Annotated in this window: 20 protein-coding genes; 8 read left to right on the top strand and 12 right to left on the bottom strand. The window is 67.8% G+C overall.

What is annotated here, in order from left to right; translation table 11 throughout:
- Positions 1 to 4: 4 nt before the first annotated feature.
- A complete protein-coding gene (locus tag NMQ09_RS10430; RefSeq protein ID WP_255194519.1) occupies positions 5 to 247 on the bottom strand; it encodes a hypothetical protein in 243 nt (80 codons plus the stop codon).
- A gap of 56 nt (positions 248 to 303) precedes the next feature.
- Complete coding sequence (gene truA, locus NMQ09_RS10435; RefSeq protein ID WP_255194520.1) at positions 304 to 1,140, bottom strand: tRNA pseudouridine(38-40) synthase TruA; 837 nt, start codon at positions 1,138 to 1,140, stop codon at positions 304 to 306.
- A gap of 148 nt (positions 1,141 to 1,288) precedes the next feature.
- Here truA and NMQ09_RS10440 point away from each other — a divergent pair, with 148 nt between their 5' ends.
- Entirely contained in the window at positions 1,289 to 2,776 is a 1,488-nt protein-coding gene (locus NMQ09_RS10440) for a sulfatase (RefSeq protein WP_255194521.1), read from the top strand.
- Between the two features lie 61 nt (positions 2,777 to 2,837).
- On the top strand, positions 2,838 to 3,980 hold the full coding sequence (locus NMQ09_RS10445) for an NAD(P)/FAD-dependent oxidoreductase (protein ID WP_255194522.1): 1,143 nt from the start codon (positions 2,838 to 2,840) through the stop codon (positions 3,978 to 3,980).
- 9 nt (positions 3,981 to 3,989) lie between these two features.
- Here NMQ09_RS10445 and NMQ09_RS10450 read toward each other — a convergent pair whose 3' ends face one another.
- Entirely contained in the window at positions 3,990 to 5,093 is a 1,104-nt protein-coding gene (locus NMQ09_RS10450; protein WP_255194523.1) for a DegT/DnrJ/EryC1/StrS family aminotransferase, read from the bottom strand.
- Between the two features lie 225 nt (positions 5,094 to 5,318).
- Between NMQ09_RS10450 and NMQ09_RS10455 the strand changes: the two genes are divergently transcribed.
- Together NMQ09_RS10455 and NMQ09_RS10460 are read left to right on the top strand one after the other, a co-directional pair.
- On the top strand, positions 5,319 to 6,938 hold the full coding sequence (locus NMQ09_RS10455) for an alkaline phosphatase family protein (protein WP_255194524.1): 1,620 nt from the start codon (positions 5,319 to 5,321) through the stop codon (positions 6,936 to 6,938).
- Position 6,939: 1 nt separating this feature from the next.
- Positions 6,940 to 7,950, top strand: coding sequence for a lipid II:glycine glycyltransferase FemX (locus NMQ09_RS10460; RefSeq protein WP_255194525.1), 1,011 nt, complete (start codon positions 6,940 to 6,942; stop codon positions 7,948 to 7,950).
- 4 nt (positions 7,951 to 7,954) lie between these two features.
- Here the strand turns inward: NMQ09_RS10460 and NMQ09_RS10465 are convergent, their stop codons facing one another.
- Positions 7,955 to 8,215 carry a MarR family transcriptional regulator gene (locus NMQ09_RS10465; RefSeq protein ID WP_255194526.1) on the bottom strand — a complete coding sequence of 87 codons (261 nt, stop codon included), beginning with the start codon at positions 8,213 to 8,215 and terminating at the stop codon, positions 7,955 to 7,957.
- A 185-nt stretch (positions 8,216 to 8,400) separates the two neighbouring features.
- Between NMQ09_RS10465 and glmM the strand changes: the two genes are divergently transcribed.
- Complete coding sequence (glmM, locus tag NMQ09_RS10470; RefSeq protein ID WP_255194527.1) at positions 8,401 to 9,714, top strand: phosphoglucosamine mutase; 1,314 nt, start codon at positions 8,401 to 8,403, stop codon at positions 9,712 to 9,714.
- Positions 9,715 to 9,775: 61 nt separating this feature from the next.
- Here the strand turns inward: glmM and NMQ09_RS10475 are convergent, their stop codons facing one another.
- A complete protein-coding gene (locus NMQ09_RS10475; RefSeq protein WP_255194528.1) occupies positions 9,776 to 9,985 on the bottom strand; it encodes a DUF7563 family protein in 210 nt (69 codons plus the stop codon).
- A gap of 425 nt (positions 9,986 to 10,410) precedes the next feature.
- Between NMQ09_RS10475 and glmU the strand changes: the two genes are divergently transcribed.
- Positions 10,411 to 11,592, top strand: coding sequence for a bifunctional sugar-1-phosphate nucleotidylyltransferase/acetyltransferase (gene glmU, locus NMQ09_RS10480; RefSeq protein ID WP_255194529.1), 1,182 nt, complete (start codon positions 10,411 to 10,413; stop codon positions 11,590 to 11,592).
- 16 nt (positions 11,593 to 11,608) lie between these two features.
- Here the strand turns inward: glmU and NMQ09_RS10485 are convergent, their stop codons facing one another.
- Entirely contained in the window at positions 11,609 to 12,031 is a 423-nt protein-coding gene (locus NMQ09_RS10485; protein WP_255194530.1) for a zinc ribbon domain-containing protein, read from the bottom strand.
- Between the two features lie 196 nt (positions 12,032 to 12,227).
- On the opposite strand from NMQ09_RS10485, the gene NMQ09_RS10490 reads away from it, so the two are divergent.
- Positions 12,228 to 12,782, top strand: a complete 555-nt coding sequence (locus NMQ09_RS10490; RefSeq protein WP_255194531.1) for a twin-arginine translocation signal domain-containing protein — start codon at positions 12,228 to 12,230, stop codon at positions 12,780 to 12,782.
- A 3-nt stretch (positions 12,783 to 12,785) separates the two neighbouring features.
- On the opposite strand, the gene mce is transcribed toward NMQ09_RS10490, so the two are convergent.
- On the bottom strand, positions 12,786 to 13,169 hold the full coding sequence (mce, locus tag NMQ09_RS10495; protein WP_255194532.1) for a methylmalonyl-CoA epimerase: 384 nt from the start codon (positions 13,167 to 13,169) through the stop codon (positions 12,786 to 12,788).
- 19 nt (positions 13,170 to 13,188) lie between these two features.
- Positions 13,189 to 13,338: a hypothetical protein gene (locus tag NMQ09_RS10500; protein ID WP_255194533.1), complete on the bottom strand. Its 150-nt coding sequence runs from the start codon at positions 13,336 to 13,338 to the stop codon at positions 13,189 to 13,191.
- A 622-nt stretch (positions 13,339 to 13,960) separates the two neighbouring features.
- On the opposite strand from NMQ09_RS10500, the gene glmS reads away from it, so the two are divergent.
- Positions 13,961 to 15,775 (top strand): glutamine--fructose-6-phosphate transaminase (isomerizing), encoded by a 1,815-nt coding sequence (gene glmS, locus NMQ09_RS10505; RefSeq protein ID WP_255194534.1) that lies wholly within the window; start codon positions 13,961 to 13,963, stop codon positions 15,773 to 15,775.
- 49 nt (positions 15,776 to 15,824) lie between these two features.
- Here glmS and NMQ09_RS10510 read toward each other — a convergent pair whose 3' ends face one another.
- The 4 genes from NMQ09_RS10510 to NMQ09_RS10525 form a co-directional block, all read right to left on the bottom strand.
- Positions 15,825 to 16,715: a DUF2182 domain-containing protein gene (locus NMQ09_RS10510; RefSeq protein WP_255194535.1), complete on the bottom strand. Its 891-nt coding sequence runs from the start codon at positions 16,713 to 16,715 to the stop codon at positions 15,825 to 15,827.
- 12 nt (positions 16,716 to 16,727) lie between these two features.
- The gene (locus tag NMQ09_RS10515; protein ID WP_255194536.1) at positions 16,728 to 17,351 is read right to left on the bottom strand and encodes a DUF1326 domain-containing protein; all 624 of its coding nucleotides are present in this window, start codon (positions 17,349 to 17,351) and stop codon (positions 16,728 to 16,730) included.
- Positions 17,352 to 17,656: 305 nt separating this feature from the next.
- On the bottom strand, positions 17,657 to 18,721 hold the full coding sequence (locus NMQ09_RS10520) for a saccharopine dehydrogenase family protein (protein ID WP_255194537.1): 1,065 nt from the start codon (positions 18,719 to 18,721) through the stop codon (positions 17,657 to 17,659).
- 96 nt (positions 18,722 to 18,817) lie between these two features.
- Positions 18,818 to 20,107: a J domain-containing protein gene (locus NMQ09_RS10525; protein WP_255190536.1), complete on the bottom strand. Its 1,290-nt coding sequence runs from the start codon at positions 20,105 to 20,107 to the stop codon at positions 18,818 to 18,820.
- Positions 20,108 to 20,187 lie beyond the last annotated feature (80 nt).

The raw sequence follows: 20,187 nt of genomic DNA on the forward strand, positions 1-20,187 counted from the left end.
CGGCTCACGTTCGTAACTCCGCGTCGACCGCGGCCCGAACGACTCGGGCGAGGCCGAGGACGGCGATGAAACAGCCGGCGACGACGATGCCGGCGAAGAGGACGACCCCGAGAGCAGTCGCGCCGAACTCCGAGATGGCGAGCAACGGGGTGGCAAAGCGATAGCCGAAGAAGACGACGAGGACACCCACGGCGATGCGGACCGCCCCGCCCCAGTAGGCGCCGTACTCTTCGGGAGACAGTTCCATGCGCCGAGGTGTGCACCCCGTCGTCAAAACGTTTTCACTCTCGAACGCCCTCGAGTTCACTCCCGGAGGCCGTCCCGAAGCATCCGCGAGATCCGCGCCCCCGTCCGTCGCTCGAGGCGGTCGGCCTCGAACAGTTCCCGGGCGCTCGAGACGGCCACCTCGTCGACCGCGAAGGTGAGGCCGGGGTACTCGACGTGGGTGAGCACGAGTGGCTCGGGCGGGGCGGGCGCGATTCCCTCGTGACCGGGCAGCGGGTCGGGCGAGAGCGCGCGGTCGACCTTCTCGAGCGGTTCGTCGCCGACGCCGATCGCGTGGGCGAGCGAGACGAGTCGCCGAACGAGTTCGCGCGCGAAGCCCCCGGCGGTGACGGTCACCACGAGATAGTCGCCGTCGCGCGTCGCCGAGAGGTCGGGGTCGCGCTCGGTGTTGTGGTCGTCGGGCGTGAAGTTGTGGAAGTCGGCGGGGCCGGAGAGTGACTCGAGGGCGGCAGCGAAGCGGTCGTCGTCGATACCGTCGGCGAACGCCGTCGCCTCGTCCGCGGGCGGCGCGTAGAGGTGATAGATGTACGTTCGACGAACGGCGTGATGAGTCGCGTGGAAATCGTCGGGCGCCTCGGCGCTCGCCCACACCTGGATCGACGGCGGGAGCGCGGCGCTTGCCGCCCGCGGGGTGAGCCAGTCGGGGGCCTCGAGGGTGATCGTCTGGCAGGTCGCGGAGACGCCCGCGTCGGTTCGGCCGGCGGCGGCGTACCCCGCGGGTTTTCCCGCGTCCGCCGCCAGTACCTCGAGATCACGCAGACCGTCGAAGATCGCGTCCTCGACGGTCGGGACGTCGGGCTGGCGCTGGTAGCCGTAGTACGGCGTGCCGTCGTAGGCGACCCGGAACGCTCGCATCGGCTCGATGCAGGGGCGGCGGCCTGTTATACTATTCGTTGAACCATCAGTGACGTCGAATTTGCCAGCCTGGGGTGGAGAATATGGTGAATGCCCTGCATACTCCGGGCGGGTGATCTTCTCCGGGAGGGGTGGACGTGCAGACGACATGAGCGAGTCCAACGGGCGTGAGCGAGAGTCACATGAACCCGTGCAGAACGTCGTCCTCGTCGTGCTCGACACCGCTCGAGCGAGGAGCGTGAGCGAGCGAACGATGCCGACGCTGTCGGCGCTGGCCGAGGAGGGGACGGCGTTCGAACGGGCGTTCGCCACGGCGCCGTGGACGCTGCCCTCTCACGCGTCGCTGTTCACCGGCACGTACACGTCAGAACACGGCGCTCACGGCGGTCACACCTACCTCGACGACTCGGTTCGGACCGTCGCGGAGGCGTTCGCCGACGCGGGCTACGAGACGATCGGCGTCTCGAACAACACCTGGATCACCGAGGAGTTCGGCTACGACCGCGGCTTCGACGAGCTTCGTCGGGGCTGGCAGTACCTCCAGTCCGACGTCGACATGGGAACCGTCGTCCGGGCCGAACACCTCGGCTGGAAGCTCGAGGCGCTGCGCGACCGGCTCTTCGAGGGGAACCCGTTCGTCAACGTGGCCAACTTACTCTACAGCGAGCTGATCCAGCCACAGGGCGACGACGGGGCCGCCCGGGCGACCGACTGGATCGTCGACTGGCTGGGCGAGCGCGACGACGACAGCCCCTTCTTCCTGTTCTGTAACTACCTCGAGCCCCACGTCGAGTACGATCCGCCGCGGGCGCACGCCGAGCGCTTCCTCCCCGACGACGCGAGCTACGAGGAAGCCAGGGCGATCAGACAGGACCCACGCGCCTACGACTGTGGAGACTACGAGCTCGACGAGCGTGACTTCCGGCTCCTCCGGGCGCTCTACCGGGGCGAACTCGCCTACGTCGACGACCAGCTCGGGCGACTCCGGCGCGCACTCGAGGAGCACGGCCAGTGGGAGAATACCGTACTCGTCGTCTGTGGCGACCACGGCGAGAATGTCGGCGAGCACGGCTTTTTCGGCCACCAGTACAACCTCTACGACACGCTATTGCACGTCCCGCTCGTCTGTCACGGCGGCCCGTTTACCGGCGGCGGCCGACGGACGGAGCTCGTCCAGCTGCTCGACCTCCCGGAGACGCTCCTCGACGCGGTCGACATCGAGGACCCCGAGCTGCGCGAGCAGAGCCGCGGCCGGTCGCTGCACCCGGCCGCGAGCCACGAGCCCCGCGACGCCGTCTTCGCGGAGTACGTCTCCCCTCAGCCCGCGATCGAGCGACTCGAGGATCGCTTCGGCGACCTGCCCGAGCGCGTCTACGCGTTCGATCGGAAGTTGAGGGCGATCCGAACGACGGAGTACAAGTACGTGACCGGCGACGATGGCTTCGAACGCCTCCACCGCGTCACGACCGACCCGCTCGAGCGAACCGATCTCGCGACCGAGGAGCCGGAGACGGCGGCCCGGCTCGGCGAGCGGCTCGCCGAGCAGTTCGCGGGGCTCGAGGAAGCGACACACACGGGGGACGTCGCGATGCGTGCCTCGACGGCGGAGCGGCTCGCGGACCTCGGCTACCTCTGATCGCGGCACCCTCACTGCGTCGGCACGCACTTCTTTGCCGCTCGAGTCCGAACTCCCGGCCATGCACGTCGTGGTCCTCGGAGCGGGATACGCCGGACTGACGCTCACGCGGCTGCTCGAGCGCGATCTCCCCGACGACGTCGCGCTCACGCTCGTCGACGAGTCGCCCGATCACCTGGTCCAGCACGAACTCCACCGGGTGATCCGCCGGCCGGGGCTGGCCGACGACATCACAGTGTCGCTGACCGACGCGGTCGATCGCGCGACGGTTCGGGTCGCCCGCGTCGAGGACGTCGACACCGACGAGCGGACGGTCTTCCTCTCGGATGGTTCGCTCTCCTACGACGTCGGGGCAATCTGTATCGGCGCCGAGACGGCCTTCTACGGCCTCGAGGGCGTCCGCGAACACGCCATCGCGCTCAAACGCCTCGAGCACGCCGCCCGGATTCGGTCGGCTGCCCTCGAGGCGTTCGGTCGGTCCGACCCGCGGCTCGTCGTCGGCGGCGCCGGCCTCTCCGGAGTCCAGGTAGCGGGCGAACTCGCCGAACTCGCCCGCGAAGAGGGGGCGACGGCGCAGGTGACGCTCCTCGAGCAGTTCGACGACGTGGCGCCGAACTTCCCGTCGAACTTCAGGCGGGCGGTTCGGCGCGCACTCGAGAACGCCGGCGTCGTCGTCCGGACGGGAACGACGGTGACTGACGCCGACGAGGCGAGCGTCGTCCTCGAGGGGGACGAACAGCTCCCCGCGGACGTCTTCGTCTGGACCGGCGGCATCCGCGGTCCCGACGCGCTCGAGGGCGCGCGTCCGTCCGTCAGAGGCGACCTTCGGCTGACTGACCGGACGTTCGCGCTGGGAGACGCCGCGCGCGTGGTCGACGCGAACGGCGAGCCCGTCCCCGCGAGCGCCCAGACGGCGGTCCGGCAGGCGCGAACCGTCGCCGAGAACGTCTCGCGACTCGTCGAGTACGACCGCGAGGGTGGCGTCTTCGAACCGCGACTCGAGAGCTACACGTTCGACTCGCCGGGCTGGCTCGTGAGCGTGGGCAACGACGCCGTCGCCCAGCTCGGCCCCGCGGTCCTCACCGGCCGGGCCGCCACCGCCCTCAAGACGACCGTCGGTGCCGGCTACCTCTCCTCTGTCGGCGCGATCCGCAACGCGGCCGATCTCGTCCAGGAAGAGCTCCGCTTTGCCGGGGGACGGTAAGCGGGACGGTCACCGTCCTCGAGTCACCGCCTCGATCGTCTCGCGTCCGAGAGCCCGGTGAACCGGCAGGGCAACGACGTGTCGCGAGAGGTGCCTCGCGGTCGCGTAGGCGGGGTCCTCGAGCACGTCGCCCGGCAAGCGGGGCCAGGTGTAGGCGTCGTCGACGCCGGCGCGCTCGAGGGCAGCGAGGAACGTGCGCGGGTCGTCGGCGTAGACGGGACACACCTGGGGGCAGATCCCGTCCGGCAGCTCGGCGAACAGCGGTCGGACGTCGCCGCGACGCTCGAGGGCGCGCTGCCAGGCCCGGTACTGTCCCCGCCGCGTTCGTCGAACGGCGGCCGGGTCGACGGTCTCGAGAATCTGGACGGCGAGTTTCGACATGCGGACCTTCGACGCCTCGTAGCGGCCGTCGGGGGTCGACGTCGGCTCGCCGTCGCCCCTCGAGACCAGGGCGTCGACGGCCGGGTGGGTCTCGAGGACGTCGGTCGCGACCGACTTGAGGAGGTATCGGTAGTCGTCGACACCGATGCGGTCGTTCGTGCCGGTGAACCGGGACGGCTCGAACGCGTCCTCGACGGCCGGGTTGGTGAGGTAGAGAAGTGCGCCGTTCGGCACCGGAAAGAGCTTGTGGAGACTCGTCAGTCCGAGGTCGCCTCGAGTCCCTAGAAGCGTGCCCTCGTCGACGGAGCAGGCGGCGTGGGCGTTGTCGTCGACGTGATAACAGCCCCAGTCGTCGGCGATCGCCGCGAGCTCGTCGAGTCCGGGCTGGGGGAATCCGAAGTAGTTGACTGAGGTCACGGCGACCGTGTCGTCGTCGATCCGACCGTCGAGGTCAGTGTGGTCGGGAGCGAGCCGGTCGGTCACTGCGTAGAACCGGGCCTCGAGCTCGAGGTCGCGGATCGGTTCGACGACGGCATCGGGGAGGTAGGCGGGGACGAGCACGTTCTCGCCCGGTTCGGCGATCGTCGCGAGCCCGTCCCGGAGGGCGGCCTTCCCGGAGCCGTAGAACCGATACCGGTCGGTGTACGCCGCGACGAACGGCTCGAGTCCCCGCGGTTCCGGCCGCGAATCGAGCACCGAGCGGGTCAGGAGGGTGGCCGTCCCGCCGATCATCGATCCGATAAGCGGCGGCTGCCAGTCGTAGACGGTCCGGACATGACCGTCCGTATGAACGATCAGCCCTTAGTGATGTGGTGGTTACCGACTCGAGCGATCGAACAGGCAGCCATTACGGGCCGGTCGATCACGACGAGATCGAAACAGTGTCGAAAACGAAGGCGTCGCTTATCCGGCTGTGGATATCGAATAACAAAGCGGACAACGGTGGACCCTTCACCCATGACCGACTCCGACGGCGACCGCAGGCTCCTCGTCGTCGGTCTCGACGCCGGCTGTCTCCCCGTTCTCCAGCCGCTGTTCGAGGCCGGCGAAATCCCGACGCTGTGTCGGCTGTTCGACCGCGGCGCGAGCGGCCCACTCGAGTCGCAGATCCCTCCGTGGACGGCGAGTGCCTGGCCGTCGATCTACACGGGGAAGAACCCCGGAAAACACGGCGTCTACGACTTTCTGACGTTCGACGGCTACGACTGGGACGTCGTGAACGCGACGCACGTGCGCGAACGACCCGTCTGGGAACTGCTCAGCGACCACGGCATCACGAGCGTCGTCGTGAACGTCCCCGTCACGCACCCACCGCGGGAGTTCGATGGGGCGTTGATTCCGGGCATGACTGCCCCCGAGGAACCCGAGTGTCACCCCGAGGGGCTCCTCGAGGAGGTGAACGCCGCCTGTGGCGGCTATCGCGTCTACCCGCAGAGCGGTCCCGAACCCGAGCACTCGATTGAGGGCTACGAGCGGACGATCGAACTGCGGGGGGAGGCGTTCCGGTACCTGCTCGAGCGCTTCTCGCCCCAGTTTGGCTTCGTCCAGTTCCAGCAGACCGACTCGGTGTTCCACGAACGGCCCGGCGACGAGGAGGCGGTCGAGGCCGTTTATCGTGCGGTCGACCGCGAACTCGAGGCAACGCTCGAGGCGTTCGAGCCCGAGAACGTTCTCGTCGTCAGCGACCACGGCATCGGTCCCGTCGAGGGCCACGAGCTCCGGGTGAACGAGCTCTTCCGCGAGGCGGGCTATCTCGAGGCGAAAAGCGGCGGCGAGGGAATGCCCACCTGGTCGCGGGCCTGGGAGAACGACCTCGTCGAGGGCGAGGACGCCGGTGAGCACGAGCCGTCGGCGCTCGAGCGGGCGATGGAGGCTGCGGCGAAAGTCGGGATCACGACGCAGCGGGTCGCGGCGGCGCTCGACCTCGTCGGACTGAAAGAGCCGATCGGTCGGCGGGTGCCGAACGACGTGATCCGGGCGGCCGCAGAGCAAGTCGACTTCCCCGAGTCGAAGGCGTACGTCCGCTCGAAGAGCGAACTCGGCGTCCGCATCAACCTCGAGGGACGCGAGCCCGACGGCCAGGTGTCGCCCGAGGAGTACGACGCGTTCCGCGCCGAGCTGATCGAGACGCTCTCGGCGGTTCGGACGCCCGACGGCGAGCCCTTTTTCGAGGACGTCGCCCCGCGCGAGCGGTACTTCGAGGGGCCGGAACTCGAGGCTGCACCCGACGTCGTGACGGTGCCTGCGGCGTTCGACAACGCGATCGTCGCGGAGCTAGCCGGCGAGCGATTCGGCGAGCCGGTCGAGCCCTGGAACCACAAACGGACGGGCGTCGTCGCCGCGACCGGGAGCGACGTGAACGAAGACGCGACGCTCACGGGGGCGACGATCTTCGACGTCGCGCCGACGATCTGTTCGCTGTTCGGGGTGCCGATCGACGCGGCGATGGACGGCGACCCGCTCCCGCTCGTGGAGCCGAGCGAGCGGCGAGCGTACCCGTCCTACGAACCCGGCCGAACGGTCGCGACCGACGACGCCGTCGTCGAGGATCGCCTCTCGGACCTGGGGTACCTCTAAAATGAGTATCGAGATCTCCGCCCTCGACCTCGACGCCGATCGCGAGGAGTGGAACCGATACGTCGAGCGCGGCGAGCGAACCAACCCCTTCTACCGGGCGGAGGCCCTCGCGATCCAGGCCGACGACACCGACACGACGCCGCACCTGCTGGCGGGTTTTAAAGGACAGGAAGCGGTCGGGCTCTTTCCCGTCTTCGAGTACCACAAGGGCCCGATCACGGGTGCGTTCTCGCCCGCGCCGTACTCGTGGTCGGTCTATCTCGGCCCGACGCTGTTGAACGTCGACAAACTCAAACAGCGCAAGGCCGACCGCCGTACTCGACGCTTTCTCGAGGGCTGTCTCGAGTGGATCGACGCGGAACTCTCGCCCGTCTACACGAAGTTCGTCGCCGCCGAGTTCGACGACGTCCGGCCGTTCACCTGGAACGACTACGAGGTCACGCCGGGGTACACCTACGTCGTCGACCTCGAGGGGACGGAAGACGAGCTTTTGAAGCGGTTCAGCAGCGACGCCCGGAGCAACGTCCGCAACGCCGCCGAGGAGGCGTACGTCGTCGAAGAGGGCGACGGCGACGACGTCGAACGCATCGTCGAACAGGTGCAGGCGCGCTATGCGAGTCAGGACCGTCCCTTCCACATGAGCCAGGCGTTCGCCCGATCGCTGTACGACGCCCTCCCCGCCGGGAGCATTCGACCGTACGTCTGTCGCGTCGACGGCGAGTTCCTCGGCGGCATCGTAGTCGTCGAGTCGTCCACCACGCGGTATCGGTGGCAAGGCGGGGTCAAACCCGATGCCGACGTCGACCTCTCGATCAACGATCTGCTCGACTGGTACGTCATGCGCGACGGCCTGCGAGCCGGCCTCGAGCGCTACGACCTCGTCGGCGCGGGCGTCCCGAGCATCAACCGCTACAAGGCGAAGTTCAACCCCCGACTCGAGACCCACTACACGATCACGTCGGGCGCGTTCGGCCTCGACGTGCTGATCGACCGCTACCGAAAGCTCAGGTGAGGCGTCACTCGGCGATGCGGTAGATCGACCGCCGGGCGTCCTCGAGGCTGACGCGACTGCTCACCAGCCCGTGTTCTTCGAGAACTCCTACGGCGTACCTGACGGTTCGCGAGCAGAGGCGCGACTCGCGTGCGATCTCTTCCTGGGTCATCTCGCCCTCGTGCTCGAGGACCGTGTAGACGAGTTTGGCACTCGGGGAGAGGGCCTCGATCCCCGTCTCCGCGTCGGAGTCGGCGACTCCCGAGTCGGTTCGTGTCGCGCACATGCTTCCACCGCCAGCTTGGCGTTGCGTGCATAAGTACGGCATAGATCGTTCAGAAAGATAGGGTGTGTCTACCGCTCTCGGCGCTGAGATGTCGCCGATTGCGGCTCCTCGAGCAACCCCGTGCGCTTCCGTGAGGCGACGATAATCCACACATACTAACCCTCCTGCCGTGGTGAGTGTCGCGTATGTTTGGAACGAGCGGTATCCGTGGTCCGGTGGGGCGTGAGGTCACCGGCGAACTCGCGCTGTCGGTCGGCCGCGCAGTCGCCTCCGACGGCTACGAGCGCGTCGTCGTCGGTCGCGACGTCCGAGAGAGCGGCGCGCTGCTGACCGACGCACTCACCGCCGGGCTCAGAGAGTGTGGCGCGGACGTCCTCGAGATCGGCGTCGAGGCGACGCCGACGGTCGCCCGCGCCGTCGAGTACGTCGAGGCCGACGCCGGCGTCGTCGTCACGGCCTCGCACAACCCGCCCGCCGACAACGGGATCAAGCTCTGGAATCCCTCGGGGAAGGCGTTCGGACCCGATCAGCGCGAGTCGATCTCAGCACGCGTGCGGGAGGGCGACTACGACCTACAGCCGTGGGACGCCCTCGGGTCGCGTCGCCGACGGGACGGGGCACGGACCCACCACGAGGCCGCACTTCGCGAGGCGGTGTCGATCGAGGAGCCCCTGAGCGTCGTCGTCGACGTCGGCAACGGCGCCGGATCGATCACCGCTCGCGTTCTGCACGACCTCGGCTGTGAGGTCAGGACGCTGAACGGCCAGCCCGACGGCCGATTTCCCGGTCGGCCGAGCGAGCCCACGGCGGAGACGCTCGAGACGCTCGCGACCGTCCTCGAGGGGACGGACGCCGACGTGGGGGTTGCTCACGACGGCGACGCGGACCGGATGGTGGCCGTCGACGAGACGGGGACGTTCGTCCCGAAGGACGTCCTGCTCGCGCTGTTCGCCCGGGAGGCCGCGGGCGACGGCGACCGGGTGGCCGCCCCCGTCGACACGAGCCTCGCCGTCGACGACGCGCTGGCCGCAGTCGGCGCGTCGCTCACGCGGACGCGGGTAGGCGACGTCTACGTCGCCGAGCGCGCCACCCGCGAGGACGTCGTCTTCGGCGGGGAGCCAAGCGGCGCCTGGATCTGGCCGGACGAAACGCTCTGCCCCGACGGCCCGCTCGCCGCGTGCAAGCTCGTCGAACTCGTCGCCGACCGGGGGCCGCTCTCGTCGCTCGTCGCGACGGTCGAGACCTACCCCATCCGCCGCACGTCGATCGAACTCGAGGACAAGGCCGGCGTGATGAATCGGGTTCGCGAGGACGTCGGGGAGCGGTACGACGACGTCGACACCTTAGACGGCGTGCGCGTCGACGCCGGCGACGGCTGGTTCCTGCTCCGGGCGAGCGGGACCCAGCCGCTCGTGCGCGTCACGGCCGAGGCACGGGACGAGGCTCGCGCCGCGGCGCTGTTCGAGGAGGCGCGCGAACTGGTGACCGAAACGGCGTAAGTGGTCCCGAAAAGCCGTACCGGGATCGGCTGGCTGGCAGTGGAGGGCCGAGAAGAACGAGTTATCGAGCGTCTTCGGGGATGAAATCGGAGGTCTTCATTTCACGGTAGGTCGAACACTCGGGGCAGGCGTGAACGACGTCGCGGTTGTCTCCGAAGACGCGCGCGAACTGTCGGGTGACCTGGTTCCCGCAGGTCACACAGCGGGGCGAACTCGTTTGCTGGCGGGACGTCATCGGCGTCCACTTCGCGTCGGTTGGTTCCGTCGACATCGTCAACGGATTGCCACAGTACACTATTTACTATAGGCTGCATAACACCGTTCGCCCGCGACGGGAACGCGACGTTATGGCCGAACGAGAGCCCACACGTTCGACTCCTCGATCACAGTCACGTCCGGTAGAAATTCAGGATTTCGATACAGTAACGAGTGATTTCACGCCCCTCGAGCGACGACAGGCGGTCGTTTCTGTCGGCGCGACGGGGACGTTCGTCGGGCGGTCGACCCGTCGGTGCACGATCGGTCGGCATCGTCGGCCTCGAGCCGACAGAAGCGTCGTCGGATTTCGTCGCTCGACAGGAGGCCCGAAATCGAGCGGGGAGAGCTGGCGGCGGTACGCGAGAGGCGAACACGACAACGCCGCTTGCCGTACCATCCGTATATTTATCCGACCAGCCAGGATATCGACCGGTAGCAATGAAGGCCGTCGTGCTCGCCGCAGGTGAAGGTACGCGCATTCGACCGCTGTCTACGGCTCTCCCGAAGCCGATGCTCCCCGTTTCCGATCGACCGCTGGTCGCTCACACCGTCGACGCAGCCGTCGACGCCGGTGCGTCCGAAATCGTCCTCGTGATCGGCTACGAAGCCGAAGCCGTTCGCGAGTACTTCGGCGAAGTGTATCGGGGCGTCCCGGTTTCCTACGCCGTCCAGGACGAACAGGCCGGGACTGCCCATGCGGTGAACGTCGCCAGCGAGCACCTCGAGGGGCCGTTCGTCGTGCTCAACGGCGACAACCTCTACGATCCGGACGCCATCGCGCGGCTGTTCGCCGAGTGTCCGGCCATCTGTGCGATCGAGGTCGACGAGCCCAGTAATTACGGCGTGCTCAGTACCGCCGACGGAACGGTCACTGACGTCGTCGAGAAGCCAGCCGACCCGCCGACGAACCTCGCCAACGCCGGCGCCTACGCCTTCCCCGCCGAGGCGCGCGACTGGCTCGAGGTGCCCGCCAGCGAGCGCGGCGAGCACGAGATCACCGACGTCGTCGCCCGCGTGATCGAGGAGTACGCCGTCTCCCCGATCACCTTCGAGCGCTGGCTCGACGTCGGCCGGCCGTGGGAGTTGCTCGAGGCCAACGAGTGGAAACTCGGCGAACTCGAGCGACGGATCGACGGCGACGTGAGCGAGGACGCGACGCTCGAGGGGACCGTCGTCGTCGAGGAAGGGGCCACGATCAAGTCGGGCGTCGTGATCGAGGGACCGGCGCTGATCCGTTCGGGGGCGACCGTCGGGCCGAACGCCTACGTCAGGGGCGCGACGCTGGTCGACGAGGGGGCGAAAATTGGTCACGCCGTCGAGGTGAAAAACAGCGTTCTCTCGGCGGGCGCGACGGTCGGTCACCTCTCGTACGTCGGCGACAGCATCCTGGGCCGGGACGTCAACTTCGGTGCGGGAACGACGGTCGCGAACTTACGCCACGACGACGCGTCCGTGCAGTTCACCGTCAAGGGCGAGCGCGTCTCGACCGGCCGACGCAAGTTCGGCGTCGTCGCCGGCGACGGCGTCAAGACGGGGATCAACACGAGTCTGACGCCGGGGCTGCGACTCGAGGCCGGCGCGACGACCGACCCAGGGGAACCCGTCGATCGGGATCGGTAATCGGCTGGTGCCCTCGTCACGACCTTCGAGTCGACGGCGGCTCGCTCAGTCCGGTGTTACAGTAGGTACACGTCCGCGCCGCCGGGTCGTTCGGTGCACCACAGTCCGGGCAGTTTCTCCGCCTCGGGGAACTCGAGCCGGCCTCGGGACGTGCCGTGACCGGCGCGCCGCAATGGGTGCAGTAGTTGGCCCGCCACTCGTCCTGGTCCGTTCGCTCGGTCTCGTAGGCGTCGACGTCGACCTCCGACCCGCAGTTTGCACAGTACGCGTCGAGGACTTCGTGACGTCGACGCCGTTGGCGATAGACCTGGACGAACCCGACGGCGAGCATCGTTCCGAACACCACCCATCCGATTGGCCCCATCGCGAGGATCCACCCCCCTACCAGGAAGACGACGAAAAGGAGGCCGATGAGTTGCAGGGCGATTCGCAGGGACATGCCGAAACCCATCTGATGTCTGTCAATAAGTCTTTTGGTGGGCTGCCACCGCATCCGCGGACGCTGATCGGCGCTTGTATCACTTCGGTCCGAACCCACCGGTGGGCGGTTGATGGCGCCGGCTGACACTCCGCCGAGAGAGACCGTCAACGCGGCCTGAAAAAGGCGTTTACCGCATGCTCCCGTCGGAGCGGGTATGCAGCGACGTGACTTCCTCGCGGGGCTCGGAGCGACCGTCGCGGCCGGCGGGCTCGCCGGGTGCATCGGCACCGCCGCAGAACACGCCACTCGAGCCGACGCCGATCCGGACGACGCGAACGATTCCGAGACGGATACCGACGAATCGGCCGAATCCGGCGTCGAGATCGAGCCGCCGTTCGAGACGGACGCCGACGAGCCGTTCGAGCGATACCTGGTCGGCGACGTCGACGAGCGCCCCGATCGAGCGCCCGATCACGTCGTCTTCGTCCGAAACGCGGCCGACGACGAGCGATCGATCGCGCTCGCCGTCAGCGCCGACGACGGCGACCTCGAGCGAAGCGAGGCGCTGCCGCCGGACGAGTACCTCGAGATCGCCGTCGCCGACCCAGCTCCCGTATCGGTCGTCGTCGAATCCGACGGCGCGATGGCCCGGACGGAGACTGGCAGCGCCGACGGCGGCTGTTCGCTGACGGTCGTGACGATCAGTGACGGTGGCGTGCGGACGGAAGCACGGTCGACGGCGGCGCCCTGTACGGCGCTTGACCGCTGACGGTCAGTGCTCGACGAACTCGAGTAAGATCCCGCCGGTCGACTTCGGGTGTAAGAAGGCGACGGTGTGGCCCCACGCGCCGGGGCGTCCTTCCTCGTCGACGAGGTCGATGCCCAGTTCGCGCGCCCGCTCGAGGGCGGCGTCGACGTCGTCGGTGGCGAGCGCGAGGTGGTGGATGCCCGGCCCGTTCGACTCGAGGTAGCGGGCGATCGTGCCGTCCTCGAGGGGCTCGAGCAGTTCGAAGTAGCCGTTGCCACAGTCGAGGAAGACGACGCGCATCCCGTCGAACTCCTCTTCGTGGGCGACCTCGAGGCCGAAGAGGTCGGTGAACAGGTCGGCCAGTGCCGTGGCATCGTCGGTAGCGATGCCCGCGTGGTCGAAGTGCATGGTCGACTCGAGACACCTCTCACGAAAAATACCTCCGTTCTGCGTCGTTCAGCCGTGTCGCGAGCCCCCGGACGGTCTCGAGGGCTTGGCGGCACGACTCCTCGTCCAGCGAGAGACCGTGTTTCGCGGCCAGCCGGCCGATTGTCTCGGGTGAGTGCTCGTCGAGCATACCGGGACTGTGCTACCTCGAGTCACATGCATGTGCTAGCCAAGCGCGGGACGTTTCGGATCCGGAATTTATCCGCTTTCGAGAACGGTCGTGTAAGCACCGCCGAACGTCGTGTTCGTACTCGTTTCCCATCGTTCGGCTGACCGTACGATCCACGACAGTACCGTTTGGAGCGCGTACTGCGTGTGGTGTTGACGTTCCGCCCATCGCACCGGCACGCAGGTGCGGAAAAGTCAACGTTCGTTTCGTTATCGCACCCACTATAGCGCATTCTCCCCTCGATACGGCAGTACGGGTGACGAATGTCGCTGCCGTGTTATACCGAGACTACGGCCATCGTTAGCCCGTCTATAGTAATGGGTCGGGCGACTCTGAGTGCTATCATGTTCGTCCAGCGTTTTCAGTCTCGAACGGACCTCTCGGACGACCGATCGACCGCGTCGCGGGGGCTGGCAGTGTGGGGTGTGGCGACGTCACACCCCGTCGATAGCGACGCGTTCGGATCGCGTTCGACCGGCGGTGCGCTCAGGTCGGATTCGACCGCCGACTCTTCGCCCTCCAGCTTCAGCTCGACCAATTTCGGGACCGGTCGAAACCGGGTGCTAATCGGGGTGAACGGCTGATGTGTGGAATCATCGGTCACGTCGGGAACGGCGATGCGATCGACACCTTGCTCACCGGCCTCGAGAACCTCGAGTACCGTGGCTACGACTCCGCGGGCGTCGCCGTTCAGAACGGGTCGGGAATCGAGATCCAGAAACGCTCCGGCCGGGTTTCCGAGCTAAAGGCGTCGATCGAGGACCGACCGCTCCGGGGACGGGTCGGTATCGGCCACACCCGGTGGAGTACGCACGGCCCGCCGACCGACGAGAACGCTCACCCGCACACCGACTCGACCGAGGACGTCGCGGTCGTCCACAACGGCATCATCGAGAACTACGCCGAGCTCAAAGAACGGCTCTCGGCGCGGGGCCACGAGTTCACGAGCGACACCGACACCGAGGTCATCCCACACCTCATCCAGCAGTACGTAGACGAAGGCTACGGGAACGAGGCGGCCTTCCGGCGCGCGGTCGAGGAACTCGAGGGGAGCTACGCCATCGCCGTGATGCTGTCGGGCGAACACACCCTCTACGCCGCCCGCCAGGGCTCGCCGCTGGTCGTCGGCGTCGAGGGCGAGGAGTTCTTCCTCGCCAGCGACGTCCCCGCCTTCCTCGAGTACACCGACACCGTCGCCTACTTAGAAGACGGCGACGTCGCGATCGTCGACCCCGACGGCGTCGAGTTCACCGACCTCGAGGGCGATTCCGTCGACCGGGACCTGGAGACCGTCGACTGGGACCCCGAACAGACGGGGAAAGGCGAGTACGACCACTTCATGCTCAAGGAGATCGACGAGCAGCCGACCTCGCTCGCCCAGACCATCGAGGGGCGGATCGATCCCGAACGCGGGGCGATCGACCTCGAGGGATTCGAGCCCGGCACGTTCGAGGACGTCTCGTCCGTCCAGCTGATCGCCTGTGGGACGTCTTACCATGCAGCACTCTACGGCTCGCTCGTGTTGAACGCCGCCGGCGTCTCCGCCCGAGCGCTGTTAGCCAACGAGTACAGCGTCTGTGCGCCACCGGTCGACGAGGAGACGCTCGTGATCGCGGTCAGCCAGAGCGGCGAGACTGCAGACACCCTCTCGGCGCTCCGGCAGGCGACCGAGGAGGGCGCCCGGACGCTGACGGTGACGAACGTCGTCGGCTCCACGGCGGCCCGCCAGGCCGACGACTCCGTGCTCATCCGCGCTGGTCCGGAGATCGGCGTCGCCGCGACGAAGACGTTCTCCTCGCAGGCCGTCGTCCTCGAACTCCTCGCCCACCGGCTCACCCGGGACGTCGTCGGCGAGACTCCCTACGACCTCGAGTCGTACCTCCCCGCACTCGCCCGCCTCCCCCAGCAGGTCGACGACGTGCTCGAGGAGAGTGACGCTGAACGGATCGCCCGCCACTACCGTGACCACGAGTCGTACTTCTTCATCGGCCGCGGACTCGGCTATCCCGTCGCGCTCGAGGGGGCGCTGAAGTTCAAAGAGATCACCTACGAACACGCCGAGGGCTTCGCCTCGGGCGAGCTCAAACACGGCCCGCTGGCGCTCGTGACGCCCAAGACGCCCGTGTTCGCGATCTTCACCGGTCAGGAAGACGAGCGGACGCTGAAGAACGCCGAGGAAGCCAGCACCCGCGGGGCACCGGTCGTCGCGATCTGTCCGGACGGCCACCGCGCGACCGAGATCGCCGACGCCCACCTCGAGATCCCCGACACCGAGCCGGAACTCGCGGGGCTGCTCGCGAACGTCCAGCTCCAGCTGGTCTCCTACCACGCCGCGGACCTGCTCGGCCGGCCGATCGACAAGCCGCGCAACCTGGCGAAGAGCGTCACGGTGGAGTGATAGCCCGCTCGAATCCTCGAGCGAGGCCGCGTTCGCGCCGGTGGAACCACTACGCTACGGGGAGAGAAAGCACGAGCAGCCCGATCCCGGCTCCCCCGGCGAGGACGCCGACGGCCGTTGCCAGTCGTGGGCCCCACGAGACGAGGCGCTCGAGCGAGAGTACCACCGTGATGATCGCCATCCAGAGGACGTTCATCGATCCGACGACGACCATGAGTCCCATCAGTGCCCAGCAACAGCCGATGCAGAAGACGCTAAACCGGCCGCTCAAACGGATCGCACCCGAGACGCCGGGGCGGTGGTGGGCCGTGAGAAATCCCAGCGGCGATCGACAGTAATCAAGACACTGCTGTTTGTACGGCGAAACCTGGTACGACCCCAGCACCAGTAACGACGCACCGAGGAGAAGCGCTTCGTTGCCGGCCGCGATGGGGGCGATCGGGACGAACCAGTTCACCAGGAGCGGCACGATACCGGTGAGTCCCCACACCACCGCGTACGTCCCCATGAACGCGCCGAGTTTCGGGAGTCGTTCGGTGGTCGGTGCGTCTCGGAGCGTCCCCTCGTACAGTCGGAACAGGGGAATCGTCGACGGGTACATCATCGCGATCATCATGACGCCCCACATGAGCAGGTAGAGCCCGATCCCGGAGACGCCGTTCGCCAGCGCCATCGCCTCGGGAACGCCGGGATCGGTCATCGCCATCGCGGATTCGCCCGTGCCGTGGTCGTGTGTACTGTGGTCGTGCGTGCTGTGGTCGTGCGTGCTGTGGTCGTGCGTGCCGTGGTCGCTTGCACCGTGATCGTGGCTCTCGCCGCCCGGCATCGGGAGCCAGTGGTTGACCAGGGTGAGCCAGGCGAACACCGACGCCGTGAACGCGACGAGGACGGCTATCGGGAGCCGTCCGAGTCGCCGACCGTGTGGATGGGGCTCGGCCATCGTTCCCCGTGGTCACCCGTTTCCGTACTCGAACTCGCCGAGGTAGGCGTTGTTTCCGGACACGTCCCAGGAGAACTGCTCGTCGTAGGAAACGGTTGCCGTCGAGGACGTCCCGGTCGTTGCCCGTTCCGTCGGCGGCGTGAGCGGGTGGGGTGAAACCTCCCCGGGGACGTCTCCGAATCCCTCGAGTGTGTCGAGTTCGACCGTCACGACGTCACCGGCTGCCATCGAGACGCGTCCGTCTTCGGCCGAGTAAGTGATCGGCACGCGACTGACGGCTTTCACCTCGTCGACGAGGTCGGCGACGGCGCCCAGTAGGCCGCCAGCTCGACCCAGGAAGATGGATTCGAGCGCCTCGGTCTGTTCTGCAGTCGCCGCCTCGTCGATGAGGACCACGGTGTCCCAGCCACCCTCGAGGAGGACGCCCTGTTCGTACAGGAGGAGGCCGACGGTGAGGCCGCTCACGTCTGCATCACCGTACGACCCGTCCTCGATGTGCCAGAACAACGCCCCGGTACAGACGCCGTCGTCCGGGAGTTCGAAGTAGAGGCACTGACACGGCGGCGCACAGTTGCACGCTTCGAAGAACTCACCCGCGATCGTCCAGTCTGGAACGTCGTCGATGTCGTCTGTCATGGATTCACGTCGCCTCTCGTCGATCGACGGCTGGTACGAAAATGTACGTAACTGGTGCGGTTTTCGCAGTTGCCGACGACGTTGCAATGCGTGACCGACCGGTAGCCGCTGTGGGCGCCACACCTGGTACCGTCTCACCACCGCAGTCAGCGATCCCACGATCCTGTACTGGATTGTCTGTCAGTGTCTGCCCTCGACGCTCGAGTACCGGCGTCGCTCGTCGGCCGTGGCCGGTGCTCGCCCGCACGGCGTGTGCCGATCTCCGTTCCCAAGCACAATCGTCGCCGCGTCTCGTCGGACCGACGTCAGGAGTCGCTCGAGCGGGACAGCGGCGGCAGCCGTTCGCGCTCGACGCCCTCGAGGTCGAGGACGAATCCGTGGCCGAACGCCGTCGCTGGCGTCCGATATCCCGCCGGGGCCTCCCCTGCCAGCACCCGCGTTGCGGCGCTCACGATCGCGTCGGCCGTCAGCGCGTACGTATTCGGCGTTCGAACGCGGGCCCGTTCGATCCGGTCGTCGACGCACACCTCGGCCTGGATCGTCGGCCGCCCCGTTTCCCGTTCGGCCTCGTCCGGCCCCTCGGCGACCGCGTCGACGAGCCGCTCGAGGCCGCGTCTGACCGGGCGGGTGGCGAGGACGGGCTCGAACGGGCGGCCGACGGCCATCGTCCGGATCAGCGGCCAGGGGAGGTCGATGTAGGTCGCGATCGTCCCGATGCCGGTGCTGTGGTAGGCGGTGACGACGTCGCCGAGGGGGACCGCGACGGTCGCCGTCGGTCCCGAGCCGAAGTCGAACGCGCGGGTGTCGGCCGCCGTCGGCACGCGCAGCAGCTTCCCGTTCCGGCGGATCACGCCACCGTCGCCAACGTTCCGAAGGCCCGTCCGGAGCGTTCCTGCCGTGAGCGAGCCCCAGCCACTGATCCCGACCGCGAGGCTCTCAGCCGACGGGAACGTCTCGTGGAGGAAGGCGGCCAGACAGTCCGAGGGCGTGACGTCGAAGCCGACGCCCGGCAGGAGCGTCACCCCTGCTTCGGTGGCCGCCTCGTCGAGTCTCGCCAGGGCGGCGAGCACGTCCACCTCGCCCGTGACGTCGAGATAGTCCGTCCCGGCCTCGAGACACGCCTCGACCATCGGCGAAGCGGTGTCGACGAACGGCCCGGCGCAGTTGCACACGGCGTCGAAGTCGCCGACGTGCTCGTCCGCGTCCTCGAGGTCGAACGCCCGCCACTCGAGGCCGAGTTCGTCGGCCTGGTCACGAACTCGGTCCCGGTTCCGGCCCGCGAGGACGGGTGCGCCACCCCTCGAGACCGCTTCCCGCGCGACCAGGCGGCCGGTGTAGCCGTACGAGCCGTAGACCAGAAGGTCGTCCATGGAACACCGTTCGACTGTCACGACCGAAAACGTTCCTGACTCGTCCGCACGAGCGCTCGCGCCGTTCCCGAGGCGACGACCCACGCTCGAGCGCCCCTACCGACCGACCCGCTTTCGAACCTGCACCCTGATCGGCAGCCCGAACGCGCCAGCCAGGGGGAGGACGACGAAAGCGACGAGGTCGGTCGGGAGCGACGCGTAGCCGACCACGCCGGCCACGAGCGCGACCAGCGGGGCACAGACAGCGACCACGTAGCCGTACGACGGCGCCCAGCCCGGGAGCTGGCGGGTTCGGTAGACGATCACGCCGAACAGAAGCGGCAAGAGGACGATCCCGGTGAGCAGCGGACCGCCGCCGGCGAAACTCGTCGCCCCGAGCGCGAGCGCGATCACGATCGTCTCGTCGAAGGTGATCGGCCCCCACGTGTCCCGCCGCCAGAGGAGGCGTGCGCTGAGCACGAGGAGCAACGACGTGGCGACGGCACCCGCGAGGACGACGTACCACGCAAGCGGCGACAGCGGCAACGCCACGGGTTCGGCGGTCGCGACGAACTCCGCCGGCACGTCGATGCCGTAACGGCTCTCCGACAGCACCGCCCAAATGGCCGCCGGGGCGACGCCGACAGCGGCGAGCTCGGCGCCGAGCGTCCGCAGCGAGGCCGCGTTCTCCAGCCCGAAGTGAACGAGCCCAGTGAGGTAAGTCAGCGCCGCGAGCCAGATCAGCGGCCACGCGAAGTTCTTGCCGTGCCACCACTGGACGAACGCCTCGAGCGAGGTGCGCCCACCGGCCGACGACGACCGGCGTTCGCTCGTCGCGGTGCTCGCCGTTCGAGTCGCGCGACCGTCACCCGTCGCCGTCCCCGTTGCGGTACGCGACGACGTGGACGTCCCCGTTGCGGTACGCGACGACGTGGCTGTTCCCGTTGCCCCGGCCGCGTGTGCTTCCGAGGCAGTGTCTCTCGAACTCGACGCGCCAGCCGAACTCGCATCGCGCGTGGCACTCGAGCGCGACTGGCTGCTCGTGGCCTCCGTGGTCCGTGAGTCGGTGCCCGCCCGTTCGCTCGTCGACGTCGACGTCGACGTCGACCGATCGGTTACTGCGTCGTCTTCGTCGGTCGGCTCGCGTCGCCAGAGGTCGGCCGACGGGAGCCCGGAGGTCCGTTTCGAGACGTACGCTGCGTGGCCGAGTCGGTCGTACGCCTGGCGCTCGACCGGATCGCCCAAGATGTCGTAGGCCTTCTTGAGAACGGTAAACTGGGCCTGTGCGCGATCGTCGTCGTTGAGATCGGGATGATAGATACGGACCTGCGTTCGAAACGCCTCCTTGATTTCCTCCTGGGTGGCGTCCGGGGGAACGTCGAGCAGGTCGTAGAAGTCATCTGTCATAATGGTCGTCGAGCGCGTCGTCTTGCCCGGAAGTACGCATACGGGGACTATAATTTCAATGTTTCCGATGACTCGTGGGG

It is taken from the genome of Natronobeatus ordinarius (genome assembly GCF_024362485.1).
Lineage (GTDB): Archaea > Halobacteriota > Halobacteria > Halobacteriales > Natrialbaceae > Natronobeatus > Natronobeatus ordinarius.